Source organism: Lentimicrobium sp. L6, assembly GCF_013166655.1.
GTDB lineage: Bacteria > Bacteroidota > Bacteroidia > Bacteroidales > UBA12170 > UBA12170.
Genome location: NZ_JABKCA010000071.1, coordinates 1 through 25,971 on the forward strand (window position 1 = coordinate 1; position 25,971 = coordinate 25,971).

At 34.7% G+C, this 25,971-nt stretch carries 25 protein-coding genes; 12 read left to right on the forward strand and 13 right to left on the reverse strand.

Translation table 11 applies throughout. The features are described from left to right. Nucleotides 1-146: 146 nt before the first annotated feature. The 3 genes from HNS38_RS16030 to HNS38_RS16040 all read left to right on the forward strand — a co-directional run bounded on the left by HNS38_RS16030 (nucleotide 147) and on the right by HNS38_RS16040 (nucleotide 3,886). Nucleotides 147-833, forward strand: coding sequence for a Crp/Fnr family transcriptional regulator (locus HNS38_RS16030; protein ID WP_172280702.1), 687 nt, complete (start codon nucleotides 147-149; stop codon nucleotides 831-833). A gap of 96 nt (nucleotides 834-929) precedes the next feature. Next, on the forward strand, nucleotides 930-1,427 hold the full coding sequence (gene tpx, locus HNS38_RS16035) for a thiol peroxidase (RefSeq protein ID WP_172280704.1): 498 nt from the start codon (nucleotides 930-932) through the stop codon (nucleotides 1,425-1,427). Nucleotides 1,428-1,630: 203 nt separating this feature from the next. Then, entirely contained in the window at nucleotides 1,631-3,886 is a 2,256-nt protein-coding gene (locus tag HNS38_RS16040) for a CotH kinase family protein (protein WP_172346711.1), read from the forward strand. 90 nt (nucleotides 3,887-3,976) lie between these two features. On the opposite strand, the gene HNS38_RS16045 is transcribed toward HNS38_RS16040, so the two are convergent. Genes HNS38_RS16045 through HNS38_RS16055 form a run of 3 tightly spaced genes read right to left on the reverse strand, consistent with a single transcriptional unit; the run spans nucleotide 3,977 to nucleotide 6,784 of the window. Next, nucleotides 3,977-5,560, reverse strand: a complete 1,584-nt coding sequence (locus tag HNS38_RS16045; protein WP_172280709.1) for a glycosyltransferase family 39 protein — start codon at nucleotides 5,558-5,560, stop codon at nucleotides 3,977-3,979. Beyond that, a complete protein-coding gene (locus tag HNS38_RS16050) occupies nucleotides 5,560-6,018 on the reverse strand; it encodes an FKBP-type peptidyl-prolyl cis-trans isomerase (protein ID WP_172280711.1) in 459 nt (152 codons plus the stop codon). The genes HNS38_RS16045 and HNS38_RS16050 overlap by 1 nt, the downstream gene beginning before the upstream one ends. A 58-nt stretch (nucleotides 6,019-6,076) precedes the next feature. After that, entirely contained in the window at nucleotides 6,077-6,784 is a 708-nt protein-coding gene (locus HNS38_RS16055) for an NAD-dependent deacylase (RefSeq protein WP_172280713.1), read from the reverse strand. A gap of 182 nt (nucleotides 6,785-6,966) precedes the next feature. Here HNS38_RS16055 and HNS38_RS16060 point away from each other — a divergent pair, with 182 nt between their 5' ends. Further along, nucleotides 6,967-10,146: a sensor histidine kinase gene (locus HNS38_RS16060; protein WP_172346712.1), complete on the forward strand. Its 3,180-nt coding sequence runs from the start codon at nucleotides 6,967-6,969 to the stop codon at nucleotides 10,144-10,146. A 58-nt stretch (nucleotides 10,147-10,204) separates the two neighbouring features. On the opposite strand, the gene mdh is transcribed toward HNS38_RS16060, so the two are convergent. Next, nucleotides 10,205-11,143, reverse strand: coding sequence for a malate dehydrogenase (gene mdh, locus HNS38_RS16065; protein ID WP_172280820.1), 939 nt, complete (start codon nucleotides 11,141-11,143; stop codon nucleotides 10,205-10,207). Nucleotides 11,144-11,366: 223 nt separating this feature from the next. On the opposite strand from mdh, the gene HNS38_RS16070 reads away from it, so the two are divergent. From HNS38_RS16070 to HNS38_RS16080, 3 genes are all read left to right on the forward strand, one after another. After that, nucleotides 11,367-12,137 carry a sulfite exporter TauE/SafE family protein gene (locus HNS38_RS16070; RefSeq protein WP_172280818.1) on the forward strand — a complete coding sequence of 257 codons (771 nt, stop codon included), beginning with the start codon at nucleotides 11,367-11,369 and terminating at the stop codon, nucleotides 12,135-12,137. A 114-nt stretch (nucleotides 12,138-12,251) separates the two neighbouring features. Continuing rightward, nucleotides 12,252-12,677, forward strand: a complete 426-nt coding sequence (locus tag HNS38_RS16075; RefSeq protein WP_172280816.1) for a nucleotidyltransferase substrate binding protein — start codon at nucleotides 12,252-12,254, stop codon at nucleotides 12,675-12,677. Then, a complete protein-coding gene (locus tag HNS38_RS16080; RefSeq protein ID WP_172280814.1) occupies nucleotides 12,677-12,988 on the forward strand; it encodes a nucleotidyltransferase domain-containing protein in 312 nt (103 codons plus the stop codon). The genes HNS38_RS16075 and HNS38_RS16080 overlap by 1 nt, the downstream gene beginning before the upstream one ends. A 199-nt stretch (nucleotides 12,989-13,187) precedes the next feature. On the opposite strand, the gene HNS38_RS16085 is transcribed toward HNS38_RS16080, so the two are convergent. From HNS38_RS16085 to HNS38_RS16125, 9 genes are all read right to left on the reverse strand, one after another. Next, a complete protein-coding gene (locus HNS38_RS16085; protein ID WP_253916321.1) occupies nucleotides 13,188-13,442 on the reverse strand; it encodes a hypothetical protein in 255 nt (84 codons plus the stop codon). A 213-nt stretch (nucleotides 13,443-13,655) separates the two neighbouring features. Continuing rightward, on the reverse strand, nucleotides 13,656-15,245 hold the full coding sequence (locus HNS38_RS16090) for a dipeptidase (protein WP_172346713.1): 1,590 nt from the start codon (nucleotides 15,243-15,245) through the stop codon (nucleotides 13,656-13,658). A gap of 120 nt (nucleotides 15,246-15,365) precedes the next feature. Beyond that, entirely contained in the window at nucleotides 15,366-15,905 is a 540-nt protein-coding gene (locus HNS38_RS16095) for a DUF1697 domain-containing protein (RefSeq protein ID WP_172280811.1), read from the reverse strand. A gap of 8 nt (nucleotides 15,906-15,913) precedes the next feature. Continuing rightward, nucleotides 15,914-16,486, reverse strand: coding sequence for a pentapeptide repeat-containing protein (locus HNS38_RS16100; protein ID WP_172280809.1), 573 nt, complete (start codon nucleotides 16,484-16,486; stop codon nucleotides 15,914-15,916). A 2-nt stretch (nucleotides 16,487-16,488) separates the two neighbouring features. Next, nucleotides 16,489-17,592 (reverse strand): glycoside hydrolase family 27 protein, encoded by a 1,104-nt coding sequence (locus tag HNS38_RS16105; RefSeq protein ID WP_253939382.1) that lies wholly within the window; start codon nucleotides 17,590-17,592, stop codon nucleotides 16,489-16,491. 134 nt (nucleotides 17,593-17,726) lie between these two features. Continuing rightward, complete coding sequence (locus HNS38_RS16110) at nucleotides 17,727-18,524, reverse strand: endonuclease/exonuclease/phosphatase family protein (protein WP_216663749.1); 798 nt, start codon at nucleotides 18,522-18,524, stop codon at nucleotides 17,727-17,729. 1 nt (nucleotide 18,525) lies between these two features. After that, nucleotides 18,526-19,098 carry a LuxR C-terminal-related transcriptional regulator gene (locus tag HNS38_RS16115; RefSeq protein ID WP_172346714.1) on the reverse strand — a complete coding sequence of 191 codons (573 nt, stop codon included), beginning with the start codon at nucleotides 19,096-19,098 and terminating at the stop codon, nucleotides 18,526-18,528. Between the two features lies 1 nt (nucleotide 19,099). Continuing rightward, on the reverse strand, nucleotides 19,100-19,828 hold the full coding sequence (locus HNS38_RS16120) for a hemerythrin domain-containing protein (protein ID WP_172280803.1): 729 nt from the start codon (nucleotides 19,826-19,828) through the stop codon (nucleotides 19,100-19,102). 538 nt (nucleotides 19,829-20,366) lie between these two features. After that, nucleotides 20,367-20,573: a hypothetical protein gene (locus tag HNS38_RS16125; RefSeq protein WP_172280801.1), complete on the reverse strand. Its 207-nt coding sequence runs from the start codon at nucleotides 20,571-20,573 to the stop codon at nucleotides 20,367-20,369. Between the two features lie 39 nt (nucleotides 20,574-20,612). Between HNS38_RS16125 and HNS38_RS16130 the strand changes: the two genes are divergently transcribed. The 5 genes from HNS38_RS16130 (at nucleotide 20,613) to HNS38_RS16150 (ending at nucleotide 25,968) form a co-directional block, all read left to right on the forward strand. After that, a complete protein-coding gene (locus HNS38_RS16130; protein ID WP_172280799.1) occupies nucleotides 20,613-21,167 on the forward strand; it encodes a hypothetical protein in 555 nt (184 codons plus the stop codon). A gap of 245 nt (nucleotides 21,168-21,412) precedes the next feature. Next, entirely contained in the window at nucleotides 21,413-24,097 is a 2,685-nt protein-coding gene (locus HNS38_RS20590) for a LuxR C-terminal-related transcriptional regulator (protein WP_172280797.1), read from the forward strand. An 83-nt stretch (nucleotides 24,098-24,180) separates the two neighbouring features. Beyond that, nucleotides 24,181-24,405 (forward strand): hypothetical protein, encoded by a 225-nt coding sequence (locus tag HNS38_RS16140; protein ID WP_216663750.1) that lies wholly within the window; start codon nucleotides 24,181-24,183, stop codon nucleotides 24,403-24,405. Between the two features lie 395 nt (nucleotides 24,406-24,800). Further along, nucleotides 24,801-25,712, forward strand: coding sequence for an SAM-dependent methyltransferase (locus tag HNS38_RS16145; RefSeq protein ID WP_172280795.1), 912 nt, complete (start codon nucleotides 24,801-24,803; stop codon nucleotides 25,710-25,712). A gap of 22 nt (nucleotides 25,713-25,734) precedes the next feature. Beyond that, entirely contained in the window at nucleotides 25,735-25,968 is a 234-nt protein-coding gene (locus tag HNS38_RS16150) for a hypothetical protein (protein WP_172346715.1), read from the forward strand. Nucleotides 25,969-25,971: the final 3 nt, after the last annotated feature.

Consider the following 25,971-nt stretch of genomic DNA (forward strand, 5'->3'; position numbering starts at 1 on the left):
ATGCTGCATTTTTTCTCTAAAATGCTCAGTATATAACGGTGCGAAACTTCAGTTATATAGTAAATTTGCAGATTATATGTCGATATGCAAAACAAATGCATATCGTATTGTGCAAAACAAATTTCTTAAGAAATAGCGAATTATAAATGAGGAATCCAGGTTGTGAAAACTGTGATAAGGTTACGAGTTCTGTATTGTATTTAAACCCCAGTCAACTAGAAGTATTAAACTCCACATGTAGTGCGGTCAGTATTAACGCAGGTGAAATGATTATGTCTGAAGGTTCTCTAACTTCACATATCATCTATCTGAGATCGGGACTGGTGAAAGAATATCAAACTACTGAAACTGGTAACCATGAATATATCATCAAGTTAATTAATGAACAAGCTTATTTGGGTCTTCATTCCTTATTTGGAGATCGCCTTAATCATTTTTCATATAAAGCTTTAACAGATGTAGATATTTGTTTCTTCGATAGAGAGGTGTTTAAAAAGCTATTAAACGAAAAAGGGGAATTTAGTTATAAAATTCTAGAAACCGTAAGCCGAGATAGTTTAAATACCTTTCATCGTTTTGTAAATCAACATCAAAAGAAAATATATGGAAAGGTAGCAGATGCCTTGCTCTATTTCTCATTGAAAGTGTATAAATCTAATTGTTTTCATTTACACCTATCCAGAAATGAGATTTCTTATTTGGTAGGAATTAGTAGAGAAAGTGTTTCAAAACATCTTAAACAATTCGAAGAAGAAGGAATTGTATCTTTTAAGGGGAGAGAAGTGGAGATACTAAAGCCAAAGGAACTGGAACGAATAAGTAAATTTGGATAGATTTAGGTATTACGATTCCAAAATTTATGATTTTTTTAAAATTTACATTGGATTTTTAGTTTTACTTTTGCCACATCAAATAAAAAAATTAAAATTATGGCACAAATAACATTACAGGGTAACGCAATCAATACAGTTGGTGATTTACCAAAAGTTGGAACGCAAGTTTCAGATTTCAAATTAGTAGCAGTAGATTTAAGCGAGAAAAGCTTAGCAGATTATAAAGGTGTTAGATTAGTATTAAACATCTTCCCAAGTTTAGATACAGGTACCTGTGCAGCTTCAGTTAGAAAATTTAATGCAGAAGCAAGTAAATTAGAAAACACTAAAGTACTTTGTATTTCAAGAGATCTTCCTTTTGCTCAAGCACGTTTTTGTGGTGCTGAAGGTTTAGAGGATGTGATTAATCTTTCTGATTTCCGTTATGGAAGTTTTGGAAAAGATTATGCTTGTGAAATAGCTGATGGACCATTGGCAGCTTTATTGAGCCGTGCAGTTGTTGTAGTTGACGAGACTGGTAAAGTAGTATATACTGAGCAAGTTCCTGAGATTGTAGACGAGCCAGATTATGAAAAAGCATTAGCTGCTTTATAATATAAAAATACTTTGATAAAAGCGCCACAAAACATTTGTTTTGTGGCGCTTTTTGTTTTTATAAGCCTGTATATCATTTCCTAAAAACAATTATCTTTGCTTTCGATTTAATACATTTACTTTCGCAATCTGGAACTTTTTTATGAATTGAAATCTAAAAAGCGATGTTGCTAAAGTTTCAATACACCATTTAGACCAAGAATATGAACCGTATTTATGCAATTTTATTAAGCCTACTTGTGCTCTTTTCTGTGAGTACTTTACAATCACAATCTGCATTCCCTGATTTAGGCCCCGTATTTAGAGATGATATGGTCCCTCGAGTTGATATTACCATAGATCCTGATACTTTAGACTGGATATACGAGAATGTAGACAGTTATGAGGAGTTTACATGCGAGTTTAAATTTACCACTGATACATTACAAGAAACATTGAGTAATGTGGGTTTTAGGTTAAGAGGAAATACTTCTCGAAACTCTTGGAAAAAGTCTTTCAAATTATCATTCAATACTTTTGAATCGGGAAGAGACTTTTATGGACTTGAGAAAATTAATCTCAACGGGGAACATAATGATCCTTCTATTATCAGATCTAAAATTGGCTGGGATTTAATGAATAGCTTTGGAATTCCAGGTTCAAGAGCCAATCATGTGGAGGTTTATATTAATGGCAATTATTATGGACTTTATATACAAGTAGAACATATTGATGAGGTTTTTGTGGATTCTCGTTTCGAAAACATGAATGGAAACCTTTATAAATGCCTTTGGCCAGCCGATTTGGATTATAAAGGTACGAACCCCAATAGTTATAAGTTTGAGCAAGGCGATAGAAGGGCTTATGATTTAAAAACCAATGTGGCAGAAGATGATTATTCTGATATAGCCAATTTCATTACCAAATTAAATCAATTGCCAAATGAAGTTTTTGCCTGCGAAATTCAAAAGGTATTCAATGTTTATGATTATTTGCGAGTAATTGCAACAGATGTATTTTTAGGTAATTGGGATGGACCATTATATAATAAAAACAACTTCTATCTTTATTATAATTCATCCTCCAATAGAATAGAATACATCCCCTATGATTTAGACAATACTTTGGGTATTGATTGGATGGGTCGTGATTGGAATACTAGAGATATGTACGATTGGGCCAAGCATGGCGAGCCACGACCATTGTATACCAAAATGATGGCCAATGAGGAATTAAGAGCCATTTATACCCAATATACTTCTGATTTAATGAATAATGTGGTGAATGAGGATTTCACACAGAGAATCTTAGCCATTAAAGAAATGATTACTCCCTATGTGGCCAATGATCCTTACTATCCTTTAGATTATGGATATTCTATAGATGATTTTAATAATTCCTATTATTATGGGATAGATGATCATACCCCAGTTGGGCTTTTTCCTTATATAGAAACGCGAAAGCAGTCCACTTTAGAGCAATTAGAAAGTTTTGAAGAACAAGCTGTGATCAATCATGTGAGATATAAAGCCAAGGATGGAGGTGAAGATTTAAGAGTAAGAGCTTATGTAAGAGAAGCAGTAACTAGCGTTAAGCTTATATTTACGGCAAATGATGGAGCAGAAGAAGAACTTGAAATGTTTGATGATGGAAACCACAGTGATATAGAAGCAGGCGATGGTGTTTTTGCCAATGAAATTGAGGAAATACCTATTGGAACTCAAATTCGCTATCAGGTTTTAGCAGCGAAGAGTGCTACAAATCTGACTTTGCAACCTTGCGATGCCATTCTCTATCATTATCGTGAATCTCAAATGCCCTTATTGAAAATAAATGAATTTATGGCCAGTAATGATACCACCATTACTGATGAGTATGGTAATTCTAGCGATTGGATAGAAGTATATAATGCCGATAATACTCCAGTTTATTTGGGAGATAAATACCTTACTGATAATTTAAGTGATGAAAGTAAATGGAGAATGCCAAGTATTACCTTAGTGCCAGACGAATTTGTGTTATTCTGGGCAGATGGCGATGTGGACAAAGGAACCAAGCATACTAATTTCAAGCTGAGCAAAAGCGGAGAAGAGATTGGGATTTTTGATGCCGATAATACAGGACATTTCCCTTTAGATACTTTGGTTTATGGGGAGCAAACTACTGATATCTCACAAGGTCGTTTTGCTGATGGAGAGGAGGTATGGAAATTCTATTCAATTCCTACTCCAGGCTTTTCAAATATTGTAGATGCTATAGATGAATATGTGTTTAATCAATCATTAAATATTTATCCAAATCCGAATTCTAGAGGAAGTTTATTCCTTAGTCATCAGAGCAATATTGAAATTTATAGCATTAATGGAAGATTATTAATCCAAGAATATCAGGTGCAAGAAGTTAATTTAGATGGATTAGTAAGTGGTGTTTATTTGGTGAAAGATCAGAAAGGAAATATCCAAAAGCTTATTATTCAATAGAGGGTTTGGTTTTTATTGAGTGAATGATGCTTTACTTGAATGATGCAATGTTTGAATGGTTTAACTAATTTTTATTATTCCCTTATTCCTTCATTTCTTTATTTCCTCATTCTTTTTCATGAAAGCCTGAAAATCATTATAAGGGATTTTCTTTAAATCCTTGAGGATATAAACATAGGCTTGCTTTACCATTTTACCACTTCTACTTATTGAAATGGTATCATAAGGAATAACAGTTTCAAAATGATCTTTTGTGAAATCCATGGAGAATAAATCGTTATCCATATTGATAAACCAAGCGTCCATTCCCAATTGATAGCCTCCTCTTTTTTCATTCATCCAAGCATATTTGTGAATTCTTTCCAAGCTTCCCCAGCCTAAGACATGGGTATTGTTAGGCAAAGCCACATAATAATCTAAATGTGCAGCCGGAAACCATCTGAAGCTGACTAAAGGGGCATCTTTTTGAATCATCTTGGTGCGCTCTGCTTTCTCCTTAATTTCTTTGAATGGCTGTTTCATTTGTCTCCAACCATACATGTCTAATGAAATGTCATTTCCTATTATTTTTTTCAAATCAAAAAGTCCATAATTAATTTGAGCTCCACCTATAATCAAGATAAAGAAGATACTTATAATTGAGGCTTTAATTATAGGAGGAAACATTTTCAATTCGCCATTATTTTTTCTGCTTAGAAATGCAGCACCCACTAGTAGTAAACTAACATAAGCTGGTCCAGTCCAATGAGGTAGGGTTTTTCTAAAAAGAGAGACAAATAAAAATACTCCAATCATAGGTAGAGATTGGAATAATAGGAAATGGAATTTCTTCTTTTCCAGAAAGCTTCCCTTATTTTTCCACCCATAGATAACTGCTATCCACACTAGTAAAAATACAACTGGGTTTTGGTAAAGAAATTCACCTAAAATTTCGGTTCCAATAAAGTCGAAACGAATGCCTTGACTCCCCATTCCCACTCTATCACCATGAAAGGTGAAGCTTATAAAATGGTGCATGTAGTTCCAGATTAAAACTGGGGAGAATACAATGACACTAATGATTCCAGCCGCATACAAGCTCAGGCTTTTAAACCAATTTCTATTATAAAATTGAATATATAGAAAAATACCTGGCCATAAAAAGAGGGTAGTGTATTTTGAAATCATTCCTAGGCCTATGGTCAAACCTAAGAGTAAAAAACGTCTTTTATTGGAGTTCACCATATCCTTATCGGGAAGAATATCTATCATTAAAAAGAGAGAAAAAATCCAGAAGAAAAGCTGAGGAGTATCGGGCATGATGAATACACCTGCAATTAGACTAGTGTATAGCGAAGAAGTATAGAGAATAGCTGCATACCAACCCGTTTTTTCATTCTTTATCCTACAACCTAGCTCAAAGATCAACCATGTATTTACAGCAGCAAAAAAAATGGAGGAGGCTCTCATTAAGAGAGTCGACTGAAGATAGGAGCCTAGAGAAAACAATTGAATAACCCAGCCAATCATTGGAGGGTGGTCAAAATGACTCCATCCAGGATATGCGGCATAGGTATAATAATACACTTCATCATTCCCCATTTCAATCCAATAGGCTAATATAATACGGACAATGGAGCTTATCAATATCAACCAAGCAAGAGCTTGGTATTTCTTGGGAATGATAATATTCATTATTGGAAACTAATCAGGTATACATCGAAAATAAGAGGAGCATTTGCGGGGATACTAGAGGAGCCTGAAATGCCATATCCCATATAACTTGGTATAAATAACCTGCCTCTTCCTCCTTTTTTAAATAAAGGAATACCAACTTGCCACCCTTGTATTACATTGGACAAAGGAAATGTTGCTGTGCCACTATCAAATTTAGTTCCGTCTAATAGATAACCAGAATATTGAACCGTTACAGTACTACCACTATTTGGGTGAATTCCATTGCCTTCCTTCGAAATAATGTATTGTAGGCCTGAGCTATGCATCTTTGCAGTAAGATCATTTTCAGTTAGGTACTTATTTATTAACTCAGTATCTATAGCTAATTGTTCTGATTGAGTATTGGTTTCATCTTTTTTACAGGATATTGATCCTATTAATACAAGGATTAATAATAGACTAGATAGTTTTTTCATTGCCATAAAATTTGCTGCAAATATAATTATTTTCGGTGCTATAAGATCTTAAAAATTCTCATGTTATTATTTGGTCTACTTCACACTTTATCAAGTTGTTAATTAGTGTTGGTAAGCCTTCGCCTGCTTTTTTGGCTATGCAGCTTATATTTTTTTTAAAAGAATACCCCTGAGCATTAGGATCGATATAATAAATGAGGGCATTGGTTTTGGCAAAGTTGATTAAGCCAGCAGCGGGATAGACAGCTAAACTCGTTCCAATAACAAGCATGATATCGGCTTTCCGAACTATCTCAGCTGCTTGGCTAATCCCTGGAACAGCCTCACCAAACCATACAATATGTGGTCTTAATTGAGACCCTTTTTGGCAGAGGTCTCCTTTTTTTAATTCCCAGTGGTCGAGGGCATAAACCAATGATTCATCAACAGTAGATCTTGCTTTTTTCAATTCTCCATGAAGGTGTAGAACACTGGAACTGCCGGCTCTTTCATGCAGGTCGTCTACGTTTTGTGTAATAATTTCTACATCAAAATGCTTTTCTAATTTCACTAAAGCTTGGTGCCCATTATTGGGTTCTACTTCAAATAATTGTTTTCTACGGAGATTATAAAATTCCAATACTAAATCCATATTCTCCCCCCATGCATTGGGACTTGCCACTTCCTCCATTCTATAGTTTCTCCAAAGTCCATTGGAGTCCCTAAAAGTACTGATGCCACTTTCAGCACTCATTCCAGCACCGCTTAGAACAACTATTTTTTTCATCTTCGTCCTTTTTAAAGGTTTAGTCAAATTTAAACAAAAATAAGGAGCCCTCATTGGGCTTTTTTTCTTACCTTAGATCATCTATGAGAGCATGTTACTTAAACGATTTTGGAAGGTTGAAGATTTGGTGTAATCATACTAAATGGCTTGGGTTTTTTCTAATATTACTTTTACATGTCTCTATGAGTTATGCACAGAAAGGAAAAAGCTATAAAATAGAGCCTATCGCTGCCAAAAAAATTCCTTTGAATGAAAAGTTGAGCCAAGGTCGGGTATCGGATATTGTAGAAGATGAAAGAGGTTTTATCTGGATTGGAACTTTAGATGGGCTTAATAGATACGATGGGTACCATGTGAAAATATTTAGGCATGAGTTTAACGATTCAAGTAGCTTAGACAATAATCAAATTCACAAAATAGTTTGCTCCAAAAACGGTCTGCTTTGGGTGTTAACAAAAACTGGTATTAATAAATTTAATAGCTATACTGAAAAAGCTTCCAGGTTACAACTTCCTCACAATTACCAAAACACTACCATTATTAATGATATAGAGTTTGATAATTATAGGAATTTATGGATTGCAAGTACTGAGGGTTTATTCCTTAAAAAGGAAGAAACAGACGAGATTATTAAAGTTGAGTTAAATGATGTAAATTTTGAATTTTCGCAAATCTTAATAGATGATAAGGGCAATATATGGCTAGCCGGTAGATCAAATATTGTAATTAAATATCAGTATATCAATAATAAGATAGAGTCTTATGTATTGCCCGATTTTCCAAATGGGAACGAGGATTTTCAAATTTCTGACATTCATGAAGATAATGAGCATAATATTTGGATAGCCGATAATAATCCAAACTATTCTGATTTTCATATTCCTAATGTTTTTGTCAAAGAAAAGGGAAGCAATCAATTCCGTCCATTTACAGATTATTATGGTTTATTGAAAACACATGAAAAGGAAGCTTTTTTCTCTGAAGTGAGAAAGTTTGAAAGCAGAGATAATCAATTATGGTTAGTCACCACTTCTCAAAGTATCGCTAGTATTGATTTTTCTAAAAATACTTTTACTTATTATCCTGAACATCGAGAGTTTTTTTATTATAGAGAAGTAGATAAAAAGACATTGTATTTTGACTCCCATGAAAATTTATGGCTAGGTACTAATGGTCAAGGCGCTTTCATTTTACCCCGCAAAAAGGATTTATTTCAATTGGTTAATACAAAATTGGAGTATCAGTTTTACTTAATGAGTATTAGGGCGTTTTTTGAAAATGAAGAGTCAGTTTGGGTCGGAGGTTATAATGGGTTGATTGAAATGGATAAGGAAACCAAAATGTTTGGTCCTATACTAACACGTGATATTGTATATTGCATAGAACAATTTCCCAATGAAGAGAATTCCCTTATTCTAGGTACAGAAGGTGGAGGTCTGAAAAAGTTAAATATGGCCAATAATAAACTAGAGGATATTGCTTGCGAATGGACAGGATGTGATAGAAGCAGAAGTTATTATAATTGGATATTTGATATTTATAATGATGGTGATTCAGTTTACTGGTGTGGAGCTTATAATGGAATATTAAGGCGCCAATTAATTAGTGGAGAAACAGTTTTGTATGGTAATCAGATAGATGAAGGACTGGTCTATGGAAATATATTAAATATTTATCGAGATTTTAATGGTCAGTTATTGGCTGGAAGTGATATATCAGGTCTTCTAATATTTAATGAAGAATTGCAGGGTTTTCAATCTTTCAGGTCTAAGTTTTATCCCAGTTTTGATTTCAAAACCCTTAGAATAAATCATATCAATCAAACACCTGATAGCATTTATTGGATCTCTACGGATAAAGGACTCTTGAAAATGAACAATCAAGAAATTAGATTTATTACTGTGGATGATGGGATGCCTAATGATTTTGTATATGCTACTATTTTTGATGATAATAATCATTTGTGGATTAGCTCTAATGGCGGGATTTGTAGTTATCAATTAGATAATGGTCATGTTTCTACATTCTCAATTAATGATGGTTTGCAGGGGCTTGAATTTAATACTGCCGCACATTATAAATCAAAAGATGGCTCTATTTATTTTGGAGGTGTTAATGGGTTTAATTATTTCGATCCTTCAAATATTTATCAGGAAGAAGAGGAGTTTCCTGTGGTTATAACAGGTATCTTTTTTAATAATAATGAGTTTAAGCCTGAGTACGATAGCCTTTCTGTTCTGAACTTTAGTATTCCTCCAGATATAGAGTATTTTAAGTTAGAATTTGCATCACTCAATTATGTTTCAGCACCACAGAATAGGTATAGGTATAAGATAAATGAAATACATGATAGTTGGATAGATCTAGGCCGTGAACATGAAATTGGTTTTCATGGATTGGATCCAGGGACTTATCATCTTGATATTCTAGCATCCGATCATCATGGAAGCTGGAGTAAGGCTCCATTAAAAATAGAGTTTAAGGTGGATGCTATGTTTTGGGAAACCTTTGAGTTTAAGATAGGGCTTGCTTTACTTATTCTAGTATTCATATTCTTAGGTATCAATTATCGCATAAGTTTATTGAAGAGTCAGAAAAAGAAAATAGAAGAATTAGTTGACCAGAGAACCAAAGAATTGTCCAGTGTTAATCAGAAGCTAAGAAAAGTTAATGCAACGAAAGAAAAATTTTTAGCTATCATTTCGCATGATATCAAGAATCCTTTAGGCGCAGCGCAATCTGTGAGTGCCGATTTAAAAGAGAATTTTGATGAATACACAGAAGAAGAAAGAAATACCCTTCTCGGAATTATGTGCAGGTCATTAAATCATCTCCAAGATTTAATCACAAACTTGAGCAGTTGGTCCAAATTACAACATCAAGAAATTAAACCACGATTTGAAGACTGCGATCTTGACATTATCATAAAAGAAAATATTGAGTTGGTGGCAGCTTCGCTATTAAAGAAGGAATTAAAAATAGAACTAAAGAATCAGATCAACTCTAAACTATATGCCGATTGTAAAATGTTAGATCTTATTTTACGAAATTTAATCTCCAATGCCATTAAATTTTCTTATTCTCAATCTGTAATTCATATTTCAGCTATGGAGGATGGTTCAAATATACATCTCAATATTCAGGACAGTGGAATAGGAATGAGTGAAGAAGTATTGGCCGGTTTATTTAGTAGTGAAAGGTCTCAAAGTTTACCGGGGACAGCAAATGAACAAGGAACCGGCTTTGGTCTTCTGATGATTAAGGAGTTTGTGAAGTTAAATAAAGGTGAAATTAGTGTCGAGAGTAAGGAAGGTGAGGGTTCCGTTTTTAAAATGAGTTTTCCAGTTCAGACACAAAAATAGCCGTTTCACCTCAGAAATACCGATTGGAAACAGCTATTTTATTTATATGTTTTGTTGATTAGAACAGTTTCATATCATCTAAAACTTTCATTACACCTTTAACAGCAACAGTTGACTGGTTCAATAATTCTTGCTCATCACTGTTAAGGTTGACTTTTACGATTTCTTCGATACCGTTTTTACCTAACTTAACAGGAACGCCTAAATAAACGCCTTCTTGTCCGTACTCGCCATTTAACAAGGCACAAACAGGGAAAACTCTGTTCTGGTCCATTACAATAGCTTCACACATTTGAGCAGCAGCAGCACCAGGCGCATACCATGCAGAAGTTCCCATGAGTTTCACTAGTTCTCCACCACCAACTTTAGTACGCTGAACAATAGCTTCTAATTTGTCTGCATCAAGCAATTCAGTTACAGGAATACCACCAACAGTAGTATATCTTGGAAGTGGAACCATAGTGTCACCATGACCTCCCATTAATAAAGCTTGAATATCGTTTGGAGAACAATCAAGCTCGGTAGCTAAGAATGCTCTATATCGAGCAGTATCGAGGATGCCAGCCATTCCGAATACTTTAGAAGAATCTACACCAGCAGTTTTGTATGCTGCATATGTCATCACATCTAAAGGATTGGCTACAATAATTACGATAGCATCTGGAGAATATTTTAAAGCTTGTTCCACAACGGTTTTTACAATACCAGCATTTGTAGATATTAAATCATCACGGCTCATTCCTGGCTTACGAGGAATACCAGAAGTGACAACGATAATCCCAGAACCTGCGGTTTTTGAATAATCATTAGTTACACCAGTTACTCTAGTGTTATATCCATTGATAGGGGCTGTTTGCCACATATCCAATGCTTTACCTTCGGCAACACCTTCTACTATGTCAACTAAAACTACTTCTTTTACAATGTCTTTATGAGCTATCACGTTGGCAGCAGTAGCTCCAACGTTTCCTGCCCCAATTACGGTTATTCTTTCCATTATTGTGGTTTTTATTAATGTTTATTATCAGGTTTTGGAGGGCAAATATATATAAAATAAAACTATGCTTGCATGGAATTTATTCGAGAAAGTCGAATTTTGAATATAATTAAGGAATTTTAAAGGTTATATATTTAAGCTGCATTATGCTAGTTGATTAAGTGCTTTTCTCTTCATCGAAATTGTTTCAGTAAAAGGAATTACATTTGCCAAAAATGATGATATGACTTGGATAGAAGGACTTATTTTGATTGGCTCAGGAATAGCAGTAGGTTTTGTAAATACTTTGGCCGGAGGAGGTTCCGCCATTAGTCTGTCAGTATTGATGATGATGGGCTTATCCCCGGCGATGGCCAATGGTACCAATAGGATTGCCATTATCATGCAAAATATAGCCGCAACAAGTAGCTTTAAAAAGCAGAAAGTTCTTGATTCAAAAAAGTCTCTTTTATTATCTATTCCTGCAATTATGGGTTCCTTTTTTGGCGCTTGGTTGGCAGTGGATATCCAGAAGGATATTTTTGAGAAAGCCATTGGGATTATTCTATTAGTCATGCTCTTTTTTATGTTCTATAAACCCAAAAGCTGGGTTAAAGAAAACACCGAATTGGTAAATAAACCACTAACTTGGAAACAATATGTTTTGTTCTTTTTTATAGGAGTCTATGGAGGATTTATTCAAGTAGGAGTGGGTTATTTTCTTTTGGCTGCTTTAGTTTGGGGAGCGGGTTACGAGTTGGTAAAAGCCAATGCTGCCAAGGTTCTAATTGTTGGAATGTATATGGTATTTTCTTTGGTGGTCTATATATATCACGATTTAATCAATTATGCTATGGGTTTCACCTTAGCTATTGGAACTGTGACTGGAGCTTTGTTAGCTAGTAAGCTAGCGGTAAAAAAAGGAGCCGGTTATATTCGTTGGTTTATCCTCGTGATTATCATTTTCACCAGTTTGCATTTGTTTGGAGTGATTGATTTGAGTTTTGTGAAGTAGGATGTTGATCAAATATCGATACCACAGCTGTTGATGATAATAGAGTTAGTCCTTTGTAATATTCACCTAGTATATATTTAAAAATTAGTTAGTTTTGTATGAGAATTTATACATATGGGAAAATCAGATATCAGGTGGATTCAAAGATTTGATAATTATACCAAAGCATTCACTCAATTAGAAAAAGCTGTACACTTAGCAAGTGAAAGGACCTTAAGTGAGCTTGAAGAACAAGGTTTGATACAAGCATTTGAATTTACTCATGAATTGGCCTGGAAAACGCTAAAAGATTTCTTGAATTACCAAGGAAATCATGAGATTTATGGGTCGAAAGATGCCACCCGTCAGGCTTTTAAATATGAGCTGATTGAGGCTGGAGATATTTGGATGGATATGATAAAAAGTCGAAATAATTCATCGCATACCTATAATGAAGTAGTTGCAGAAGAGATTTTAACATCAGTTATATCTGATTATTACTCTGAATTTAAAAAGCTTAAAGATAAACTGGAACAGATAAAATCTAAAGAAATTATTTAATGAAATTTGGATTAAAGAAAGATACTATTGATCTTATATGTAGTGTATTTGAAAAACACACTCCACTTGAAAAGGTAATTGTTTATGGCTCCCGAGCTAAGGGGAATTATCGCAATGGTTCAGATATTGATTTAAGCTGCTTTGGATATGATTTAACTCTTACTATTTTACATCAAATCGAGAATGATATTGACGATTTATTGCTTCCTTATTCTTTCGATATTTCTATTTTTTCTCATATCTCAAATGAGAGTCTTAAGGAGCACATAGAGAGGGTTGGACAGGTCTTCTATGAAGCAAAGAGAAACTAAATTTGTTTGTAGACTAATAGTACAAATAGTCTTTTCTTCTTATTGAACCAAAGTTTCTATCATTTCCAGTTCGCTCATAAATAAGTTCCGAAAGTTCTTTCTCGGATAGCGTTAATTTTTGTCGCGCTTGTAAGCGTTCCCATTCTTTTATCCGTTTTTCGATAAGTTCGAACTTACGTGTTTGCATTGCAAAGTAATTTTATGCAAATGAAATGCTTTCTTTACGAGTGTCGCCATTTTGAGCAATTAAGTAACAAGCATAACGAGTAAGCATTATGTCTTGAATTTCACGCTGAGTACCCGAGCCAATGGAGACCATTTTCCCGACGTCGGCAAAATGGTCTGATATACTGTTTTCGCTAGCTTCGCAAGCGGTCTTAGCTTTGATAATTGGTTTAATGAAATATCCCATTTCGAATAACCTAACAGATGCTGTAAATCGCGTGCGAACCAAAATTCTATGCCATTTTCGGTAGTGTGTGAATGGTCCTCAAAGTTATTTGATAGGGATTGTATGTTCTCGTTTTTCATAATCCTAATCTATTCATTATTTATATAGGGCATTGCTGCACCTTCATATTCTTCAATGGCTTTTTCTTCAGCTATTTTGGCTAGACCTAATAAATGCTAGGATTGTTTTTTTTGTGAAACTATCTTCAACAAATTCCTAAAACTTCTCATCATATTTAGTCCATAATTTATCGCCCAATTTCCAGGCATCATCCACTACTTTATTACCCCATTTATTGGTATAGTCTGTTAAGAATTCGCTACACTTTTCTGGAGATTTTTGATAGATCTTAAGGGCTTCTGCTTCAAAGCTGTTTTGATTTTGGAAGAGTTCTTCTTGCATAGGAAGCCATACTTCATCAATATCATGGCGCATATCTCCCCAACGTTGAGAAGCTAAAGTGCCCATTCTATTAAAGGCCCACCAAGCCGATTCATGGGTGTATCCATTGGGGCGACCCGGAGTTTTATAACTTTTTGGCAAGTCAGTAGTTCCGGCATAAACAGGAATATAAATAGAGGAGGCTATATTATCCATGGCAAGCCATTCTACTCCGCCAATCATATTGGGTAACCAACTTCGGCACTGAATAATAGTTCCATACATGGTATACCAACGCGCAATGGTTCTTTCTCCTAACCATCCCCAGCCACCGTTTACTTTGTGAAGTTTGTTGGCATCATAGGGCATAAAAGGATTGGCTAAAGGGGATTTTACCATTTTGCCACTATCGTCAGCAACTAGCATATTTTTGCACATATCAAATGGAGTATCCTCATAATAATCCTTGAAGATTTCAACCATCTTTTCTAAAGAAACCAATGTGTCTGGTTTTATAGAGAAAGGAAAATCTTGTCCATTAGGATCTAATTTTAGCGAAGGGGCTGCCAACTCAAATACTCTCCACTCTCGTCTACGAGAAGCTAGAGATAATCTGCTCTTCGGAGCATAAACATAGTTGAATTTGAAGGGTTTAGACTCCTCCCAATACCCTTTTTCTTTGGCTAAGCTGAAAATGTTCTCACTGGCGATAAAGTCTTTGGTATTCTCTATATCAATTTCTTTTATTGTGGAAGCATTGGCGTTTACTGAAATATGATCGTCTGGAACTCTTTGAGCTACCCAAACCGCACCTGTTTTTCCTTTTCCAGGACCAACAATTTCCAAATGCCAAACTTCTTGAGGATCGGCAATGGTTAAACATTCTCCCACATCGTTCCAACCATATTTGTCTAATAAAGCTCCTCCTACAGTGATGGCCTGACGAGCAGTGGTGCATCTTTCCAGCATAATGATACAAAGTCTCTGACAATCGATTAACCCTTCATCACTTTGTAATTCGTCTCTACCGCCAAAAGTAGATTCTCCAATGGCCAATTGGTGTTCGTTCATACTAGCGTAAGCAGTATTTACATACTGATAGGTAGATTTAGCCGCAGGAATACTGCCTATTTCTTTATGTGCATAAGTGGGCATATTGAAAGAATCACAAGCCACTCTTTTATACATCTTCATTTCTTTTTGCGGATTCTTCTTTTGCGCAGGTTTAATATCCACCCATGAGCGTGTTCTGTGACTATCATCGGTATGAGAAGTCATTACTGAACCATCAAAACTGGCCAATTTCCCTACAGTTACTGAAGTACATCCTTCGGGGACTCCTCCTTTCCAATCGCTTTTATCGGCAGTTTGTGCCATTAACAATCCCGTAATAATGCTTAAAAAGGATAATAGTATCGTTCTCATGATTTGATTTTTTTTCTTGAATGGCCAAAGTTAATCTTTTTGATATAACCAATGATTTGGGGAGTATAAAAAAAGCGAAGCCTTTTGAAGCTAAGGATTTTTCAATTTAATAAGATTCCATTAATGACTCAGTTCTTTTAATTTCATAATGGTTTTCCAATTACGAGCGGTTGCTTTTACCTTAAGCTTTCTTTCTATTAATGAATGGGTCATTTTGGTCTCATGATATTTCCTTTCGCAATATAAATAGACGCATTTATCTATGATTTTAAGCTGGTCAGGGGAGAAGTCCATGCTTGATAACTCCTCTTTCAATTCTGGGGAGGGTGATTCAGAGAGAAAAGTTATAAATAGCTTATCAGTATTGCTTTCTTCATTAAGGAAGGGATTAGCTTTTATAGCCATTTCCCATTCTTCTGAGGTTCTAATAAGCACCGGTACTTCATGACCAAAAGTTTCTTTAATACTATTTTCGAGCAGCTTCTCAAGCTCTGTGGAACTCATTTTCTGATTCGACTCATATACCACATTACCACTTTGTATATAGCTCTTTACCTGGCTAAAACCCAGCTGCTCATACATCTTTCTAAGCTCAGCCATGATGATTTTTCTATGGCCTCCCACATTGATTCCTCTGAGTATGGATATATAAGTTGTCATCTCATGATTTATTCAATACGAATACCGTAACCCTGAAGTAATCCAGTGATATGTTCTAAGGAAAACCGGGCTCCTTTAATTCTATTGTGGTCGGGGCTAATTAAATAGTTTGTTGCGGATCTGAAATCTGCTTTCATGAGATTGGTATTCTCAAATACGGCACCACTCAATTCGCAATTGGGGAATTTAGATTCCTGCAACTGACAGCTGGTGAAATCCACTTCTTGTAGGCTACAATTTGTGAATTTTGTCTTGGTAATTTTGAGAGCATAAAAAGAGGAAAGATTAAGTGTGCAATTGGTAAATTGAAATTGCATAAGAAAAGCATTACAATCATCGAATAAAAGCCCAATCATTTTACAATCTTGGAAATGTACCCCTTGAATACTGGTGTTTAGTAGTTTAACATTGCTCAAGTCACAGCTTTTAAACTCGCAGCTTTCAAATTTTGCTTCGCTTAAATCCATATTCGAAAATTGACAGGAATCAAAAACACAGGATTCGAACTCCATCTTTTGTAGGTTTTTTTCAGTGAAATTTTCTCCTTTAAAACGAACTTGGCTATAATACTCTTCTTGCATTTTTACTCTTTTGACAGTATGTATACGATCACATCTCTTGCTGGAATGGTTAGGTCTAAAACGAACTCTGTATCTATCATTCCATCCTTTTCCCAAATGGGTTGAACGCTGTAAAGGCCTTCAAAATCCTTGATCGATATTTTTTTCCAATCTAATAGGAATTCTTTCTCACGATTTTCAAGGTTCAGCAAACATATTGCTATTTGTCCTTTGGCCAATGGTTTCTGCCATATTTCGAAATTCCCTTCATCATAAATTTTAAAACCCTGCTGACCCAGACGATCTTGATTGATAGCAATCATGTCTTTTTGCATGAGAATTGCTGCAATTTCAGGTGACATATTTTTTAAATCGTTCCCACAAATAAGTGGAGCTGCCAACATACACCACATGGTGAAATGTGCTTTTGCTTCATTAATACTCAATCCTGGATTTCCGACTTCTAGCATATCCGGATCGTTCCAATGACCGGGTCCCGCATATTTTTCTAAGCCATTTTGGTGCTCTAAAATTTCTGTCCATCCCAATTGATTTCCCCATCTGTTTCCATCCCAACGGTCGGTAATATCTAAAGTTGTTCTCCATAAATGACCTACAGTGTCGGCCCACAGCCAAGGTTTTGCATGTCCCCATTCACATAGGCTAAAAACAATAGGTCGACCCGCGTTATATAGTGCATCACGCATTAAAGTATACGATTCCACAGGGTCTTGACCTTCTGTATTACACCAATCGTATTTTAGATAATCTACGCCCCAATTGGCATAGGTTTGGGCATCTATTTCTTCGAAGGATTTGCTGCCTGGCCTTCCGCCACAAGTATGTGTACCGGCATCGGAATAGATGCCAAATTTTAGGCCTTTCGCATGAATATAATCGGCAAGATGTTTAATTCCTGATGGAAATTTCGCGGAATCAACTATGATAACACCATACTTATCTCTGGCTATTTGCCAACAATCGTCAATCACAATATATTCATAGCCCAGTTCATTCATTCCGGTGGAAACCATGGCATCGGCCATATCCATAATCACCTGCTCGTTTACGCTATCGCATTCGAAAAAGTTCCAGCTATTCCAACCCATGGGTGGGGTTTGTGCCATGTTGTCAAATTTTTGTGCAAAGCTATTTAAGCTGAGGAGGGCAAAAAGGAGGAGCAAGTATCTCATGTTTTCAATTTTATATCTTGTGTGATTTTCACTTCAGGCTTCCTACTTCGAACTTCAAGCCTCTTTCTTTATTTAATCAACGCCAAAGTTACCAAATAAGCACAATGGTCAGATGCAATCGTATCACAAATAGTTTCGCTTTTAAGTACTCTCCATTGATGAGCAGGCTGGTACATGATATAATCTATTTTTTCCTGAGGAGATGTGGCAGGATAAGTGGCTAAGGTTTCTGTGGAATGATAACTTGCAGTCCAAATATGTTCTAAAGTATTGATGCTTTTGCTATTTGGAGTGTCGTTTAAGTCTCCTGCTAAAATGCTAGGGTATCTGGTATTTGTATATATGCGATTGATTTCTATTGCTTGCAAAATTCTATCCGTATCTTCTTTTAAATGATCTAAATGTGTAGCAATAAAGGAAATGGTATCGCCAGTTGGAAGGATGATAATGGCTTCTAAAGCAGCTCTTGGTTCGTTGCCATCGGAACAAGGGAGTGCATGATTGATAGTTTTTAGAAAGCTATGTTTCGATAATAAACCCTCCCCATATTCGCCACCATCGTATTCCATGGCTTTGCCAAATATGCCTTGCACCTCACACCTCCAAGCTAGTTCTGTTACTAAATCAAGATTATGGGCTCGATTGGTTTTAAAGTCGACTTCTTGCAAGGCCACAAAATCGGCACCCGATTCATTGATCACTTTAGCAATTTTATCTAGGTCGAAATCATGATTCATGGTTTCTCCATGATAAATATTAAAGGTCAATACTCTAATAACAATGGCTTGCTCATTTGGGTTTTTTGCTATCAATGACAGCATCATGCATAATAATAGGAGTGTAAAACTAAATCGTAAAGGTTTCATTTTAAGTCTCCTCCATTTGAATGAGTTTATTCAGTATGGCATAGATAGTTAAGCCAGAAACGGTTTTGATTCCGAGTTTTTTGGTGATATTCTTGCGGTGGGTGATGACCGTATGGGCGCTGATAAATAAATCGTCGGCAATTTCTTTATTGGTTTTGCCTAAAGCAATTTCTCTCACGATATCTTTTTCCCTTTCACTTAATCCAGACTCTTCTGTGTCTCCATCTTTTACTTTTTCCGTTAAGGCAATATTGCGTTTGATGTTTTTGATGATGTTCTGTTCCTCATCATTTAAATACAAAATATCTGTTTGAAAAGCCTCATCAGAAAGCTCCTCTGGTTTGAGATCGATGATGCGGATGACCTTACAAGAATCTTTTCGGTGAAAGGAAATGTGTAAGTTTGGAATGAAGCTTGAATGGGCATAAACCAAGCTGGGTTCCTGGGTTTTTATCCATTTATTTAGTTCCTCAATAGTTCCGGTACTCAAGATTTTCTTTTGGGTACAAAGTTCTCGAAACAAAGACTCTAATCCTTTGCGTGTGATAAAAGCAGGTAGGGCTAGAATAATCATATTAGCAGCTTTTTAAGAGTTCATTTTCCATTACAGAAATCATAGGGACTAAAACCATATTCTCTATTCTACTGTGGTCGTTTAAGTCGTTTTCCAGCTTAAATAGCGCATTTAAAACCTGATTTCTCAAGTAGCTATCTTTACTTTCTGGAAGATATTTGATGAGGATATTTTTTAAATCGAAAAGTTTGGATTCGATATCAGAGTGCTCCTCCGCGTAGCTATCTATGGGTTCTTTTTGTATTTGTTTTTTTAATTCAGGTTTAAGATTTCCCTCGTTTCTTGCTTGATTCACTTTCAAGGCATAAGGATATATGGATTGCTCTTCGTGCTTGATATGGGTATAGAATTCATTTTTATACTCCTCAAAGAAGTTTTTCACCAATAGGAACTGTTTTTGATTGATGTCGGAATGTTGAATTAAGGCATTAATTCTATTCTCTATTTCTGGAATTATCCGCTCCAAATAGTATTGATGGGTCGCTTTTAAATAGTTGACTACCTGTTCTACCGATACACTATCCAGCTTCATGGCTTTATTGATATCATGATCGAGAAAAGCATTGACTATCATCAAAAAGAAGTCGATATTTACTCCTTTATCCTCACAAAGCTGTTCTATGCTTTGGTCGCCAAATCCCAAATGAATACCCAGACGATTGATGACTGGCAATAAGAGGTGATTATGGTGAATGGCATCTGCCATCTTCATATTTCTAGTGATAAACATAGCTATTGATTTTATGCAAAGATAGTTTATTTGGAAATGTACCCCATTGAATGGTCATTCGATAACAGTGCTTTTTATTTTTTCTGCCTATTAGCACCTGTTTTTCTGGTGGTGATTAATAACATTGGCATAGTATGGGGCTAAAAAACCGCTATTGCTAACACACCAAAACCACAGTTCATATAAAAACCAACTTCTAAATAAATGAAGAACTAAGTGTTTTCATAACAGTTCATCATAAATTATTATTCATATATTAGCAGCACGCAAATAAAACAAATATGAAAACTCATTTGTCTATCCTTTCTATCCTCACAGATTAATTTTAGATAGTGAGTTTTCTATTACTGATTTTGCTTAAAAACATCATCAAAATGCGTTGAGAGTGTATAAGTGTTGTTATTCCTACTATTTGGGCTGATAAGAACACTTTTTAAATTAAGATAAAGTAGAAATAAAAGCAATGGTCTGTACACAGGCGTTGTGCGTCAGCTGAGAACCGAAGTACTAAATATTAAACACTGAGAAAAACAATATACTATATCGTGTTGACTTTATCTGGATTAGGGATTCCATTAAATATCTTTGGGATTTTTAATACAATGGTCAGCCTAAAATATGAAATTGATAATCCTGAAGATTGTATTTCATTAGTAACAGGAGTTGACTTATGTGAATCAATAACAACAATGAAAATTTGGATTCTGACTTGTGCTCTTCTGTTTACTGTTCTATTGATTTTCAAGAAACGGATATTAAAAAGAAATAACTCAAACCCAAAGCAATGAAAAAACTATTGATTCTTTTACTTACATTAATTTCTGGTATAACGTTCGGACAAGATAAATACAACTATGTGAGTTTCGATAAATTAACAGAAATAGAGGAGACTGAATATGTGATTGCTTCAATTCAGAATCGCGGAAAAATTGAGACTAAAAGCAAATATTTACTTTTCATTAATACAATTGATGGTAAAACGCAACAGATTGACTTGCCAAAAGATTCCTATATCATGTCGATTGAGCAAATACTGATTAAAGAGCTTGATGTTAACAAGATTGTTCTTGTTGCAAAGACAGTTAATCTTGATGGAGACAAAGAAATTGATTGGAGTGACCCTCAGCAGATTATTATACTTTCAACTGATGGGAAAGAAAAAACGCAATTGACTGATATTAGTTTCTTTGTTCGAACTTGGACAACTAATAAAATGACTGGCACAATAACAGTAACGGGACATTATGATTCAAACTCAAATGGAAAGTACGACAAGACGGATAAAAATGAGATACTGATATATGATTTGAAAGCAATGGAATTAAAGACTAAAATATAAAAGCCGAACGCATAACTTTGTATAAACATTGCAAGTAGTACCATGCCTTCAATATTGTGTGCCACCCAAGGTGAATTTAACCTGGTAAAAGGATAACCAACTTACAAAGCAAGAGTGTTCCAGCCCTTACCACTACCATCGCTTCGCTTCCTTATACTTGTTTTTTTGCCGACATTTTTAGAGAAAGGTATCTAACTTTTCTGATTACAGGATCTGATTTCTAAATTTTTTATTATTTTGTATGTATGCTAAAAACAAAACTAAATAAGCTAAACCCTACTTCTAAATTAATATTTAGGAAGGAACTTATCGATAAATTAGAAAGTGGTAAAGAAAAGAAATTAACTTTAGTTTCGGCTCCGGCAGGATACGGTAAAAGTACTTTAATAAGTCAATGGATTGACCATTGTAGTTTACCTTATTCATGGTATTCGCTTGACAAATCAGATAATGACATTGTTACTTATTTGAGATACATTATTGCAGGAATTCAATCAAACTATAAAAATCTTTGCTTAAAGGCAGAAAAATTACTGGAATCAAACAGTAATTCTTCATTCGAATCAGTAGCCACATATATAATAAATGATTTATACGAGATAAAGGATCGCTTATACCTCGTATTTGATGATTATCATTTGATTGAAAATAAAGATATCAATAATCTAATGTCCTTTTTATTGGAAAACCTTCCAGATAATATTCATGTTGTTCTAATAACACGCGCAGATCCTTCAATACCAGTAGCAAGATTTAGAAGTCAACATTTGGTTACAGATATCCGTTTATCAGATTTATGTTTTATCGCAAATAGTATTTACGATTTCTTTAAAAAATGTTTGAATATCAAAATATCTATTGAAGATGCCAAGATTCTTGAAATTAAAACCGAAGGATGGATTGCAGGGCTCCAGCTCACAGGTTTATCACTACAAGGGAAAGAAGATGTAAGTAGGTTTGTGGATAAGTTGAAAGGAGATAATCGTTATATAATGGATTACCTGATTGAAGAAGTCCTTCAACAGCAATCACTAGAATTAAGGAATTTTCTTTTGCGTACATCTATCTTAAAGCGTTTTAATGCCTCGCTGTGTAATTTTGTACTTGACATAAATAATAGTCAGGAAATAATTGAACATCTTGAAAATAATAACATGTTTGTTGTTCCCTTAGATGCAGAAAGGAAATGGTATCGGTATCATCATTTATTTGAACAGCTGTTATTAAATCGACTTGTAGGTAAAAATAATGAATCCTTTGCTTTACACAAAAAAGCAAGTAATTGGTACGAAAGCAAAGAAATGATTGAAAATGCAATTCAACATTCTATAGAAATAAAAGACTTTCAACGAAGCTTGGAACTGTTAAATCAAATTTCTGCCAATTTATGGGCCAAAGGCAAGCATAGTAGCTTGCTGGCTTATGGAAATTTATTGCCAGATGATGAAATATACAGCAATCCAGAGTTTTCTTTGTATTATTCATGGGTGCTTATACATTCAGGCCAGGCTCCCAATGCTCTACCCTATTTAAGTAAAGCCGAAATTGAAATTGAAGAAAAGTTAACAGACTCCCCCAAGGCAGAAAAGGTATTAAAATTGAAAGGCAGAATAGCGGTTGCTCAGGCAATTTTACAAAACACAATGGGTGAATTTGCAAAACTTGAAAGGTATTCATCTATTGCTATGGAATGTCTTTCTGAGGATGATTCGTTATGGTGTAGTTGGGCATGGTACTCAATGGGCTTAAAAGATATGGGGCTCTATAATCTTCCGGATGCAATAGAATCTTTTAAAATTGCTATTAATTATGGTAAAAAATCAGGGAATATATATCTGGTATCAACAATTGCCATTCAACTTGCATCATGTGAACATCGCATGGGTAGATATGTTTTATCTTTCAAAAATTGCACTGAACTATTGGAATATATTAAGGAACAGGGGTATTCTGAATTAACTAAGGTAGATTGGATATACTCTAGCTTATACACAACACTTTCGATGATATACTACTTGTGGGGGGATTTTGAAAAAGCCGAAGAGTATATTAAAATTGGTTATGAACTCTCTCTAAAAGAATCTAATATAACACACCAGTTTCTTGGTTTGTTTGTTCTGTCTTTTGTTCACCACGGTAAAAATGATTGGGTAAAATGTTTAAGTAAATTAAAGGATTTGGAAGAGTTAATGAGTAAGAATACGGTGCCACCAGGTTTTATAGTACTCTATCAGGTATGGAAAGGCTATATTCTTATTGAAACGGAGGATTCTCAGAAGGTTAACGCCTTTTTTCAAAAATACAATATAAACTCTGAAACTGAAATAACCTTATTTAACGAACATGCATTCATCCCTTATGTACATTATCTAATAACTATTGGTGAGATTAACGAAGCTAAAAATAAATTGGATGAGATTAATTATCTTGCTACAAAGGCTAATCGTTTGGAACGAATTATTGAGATTCAAGTGATTTATGCCTTAATATTTGACCAGCAGGGAAATGTTGAGGAAGCAAAAGAATGTCTTATAAAATCTATGGAAGTTGCTTCAGGAGAGAGAATAATGATGTACTTTTTATATTATATTGATAAAATTAAAAACCTCCTGCAGGATACTTTTAAAATTCTTGCAACACGAAAACATAATATACCCAAAGAATATATAGAAAAACTAAAAGTGTTAATTGCAAAGCATGAAAAAGCAATTAAGAACCAGAATTACTCCGATATAAGTAAACGTGAATTTGAGACTTTAAAACTTATTGCAGATAATCTCTCGAACCAAGAAATTGCAGATGAGTTGTTTATTTCAATTACCACAGTTAAAACCCATGTTAGAAATATACTTTTAAAGCTTGATGCAAAAAATCGCATTGAAGCAGTTGTAAAAGCCAAGGAGCAAGGAATATCGCTTGCTTCAAAATAAATCACATATAAAAAATCATCCTTCAAAATCATCCTCAGGGATGATTTTTTTTTGCTCACAACTCCCCAACTTTGTATCAGAAAATGATAAAAAAATATAATTATGAAAACGCCATGAAAGTTGAAATTATAATAAAGGGAAAAATCAGTCAGCAATGGGAAAGTTGGTTTGAAGGCCTTTCAATTACTAGAAAGGGTAACAATACTATTTTGAGTGGGAATGTTGTAGATGAATCGGCATTCCACGGCATTTTGAATCAAATAAGGGATTTAAATCTAAAGCTTATTTCGGCTCAGGTAATTCGATAATCAAATAACAATTTCTAGAAAATGATCAATAGATACCTAGCCAGAAAGCATTTCACCACAAACATGAACCATTTACCCCATGTTACAAACCACTTACTATAATTCTTTATGGCTTACTACAATAAATACAAGTGCAGCTATGAAGTAATTTACATTTGAATACAATTTAAAATGCATGAAAATACCATGGTAAAACACACAACAATAGGCAGAATAATTTACTGGATATGCTATGGCTTGCTATACTGGATTTATTTACTTGTGAAAGCTATTGACAGAAGAAGGTACTCCAAATTACAATTTTGAACCCAGTTTAAATTTTGGATTTAAATTCTAATTGCAGTTATCAGGACAACATTAAAAAAGATATTATAAATAACTGATCCAATAAAACTATGAAAAATTCAGAACAAAGTATCCGTGTCGAGAAGAAAGCATCACATACTGCATTAATGGCCTCAATTTACAGATTTCTTGCTACAAAGGATAAAAGGAGTGATTCTGTAGGATGTGACAATCTGGCTCGGGTATTCTTGCCCCCTAAAGCAAAGTTTTTTCTATCGTTTGGGTTTTTTAGAAATATTTTCATTAATAAGCTGCATGATAAAGTGCCTGGTTCTTACGAATATATTACCGCAAGAACCAAATTCTTTGATGAAATATTTGTTCAATCGCTAAAAGAAAACATACCTCAAATTGTTATTCTTGGAGCTGGTTATGATACACGAGCAATCAGGTTCCAAAATTTATTGCATGACACACAAATATATGAATTGGATGTGCCCACAACTCAAAACGAAAAGCTATCCTTTTTAAGAAATGCTGAAATTGAATCTCCAAAAGAGCTTACGTATGCTCCAATAAATTTTGATAAAGATTATTTATGGGAGGTTCTTTGCGATGCGGGATATACCCCTGCAAAAAAGACCTTGTTCATATGGGAGGGAGTGACTATGTATATTGAAGAATACGCGGTAAAGGAAATCTTAGACGTTGTACAACTAAAATCAAGAGCAGGGAATACAATAGCATTTGACTATTTTTATAAGTCCGTTATTGATGGTACAAGCAATTCATATGGTGCTGATAAACTTAGTGAATCGGCAAGTAATTTAGGTGAGAAATTCAAGTTTGGTATTGAAGAAGGAAAAGCGGAGGCCTTTCTTGAAGAAAATGGCTTATCCCTATCAAGACATTATACACCTGAAGAATTTGAAAAAGAATATCTATTCGACAAGGAAGGAAAGTTTTTTGGGAAAATGTATGGATTCGCAGGCCACGTTGTGGCAAAAGTTAACAAGCAATAATTGTAAAATAAAAAGAAACCCCATGATAAAAGCATTCGGATTAATCAAAAAGCCAACAATTGGTAATGTTCCTAACGAAATACGGGAAATAAACATCTCCTTTCCGAAATTGAAGAAAACGGAAGTTCTTGTAAAGATAATAGCATCAACACTGCATGCAGATGATATTGCAATGGCTCAGGGTACAGCAGCTGGTCGGTTTTTAGGGGTCAAGTTAATTTTTATGGGGACTACGAAAAAAGCTTTGATAATCTAAAGA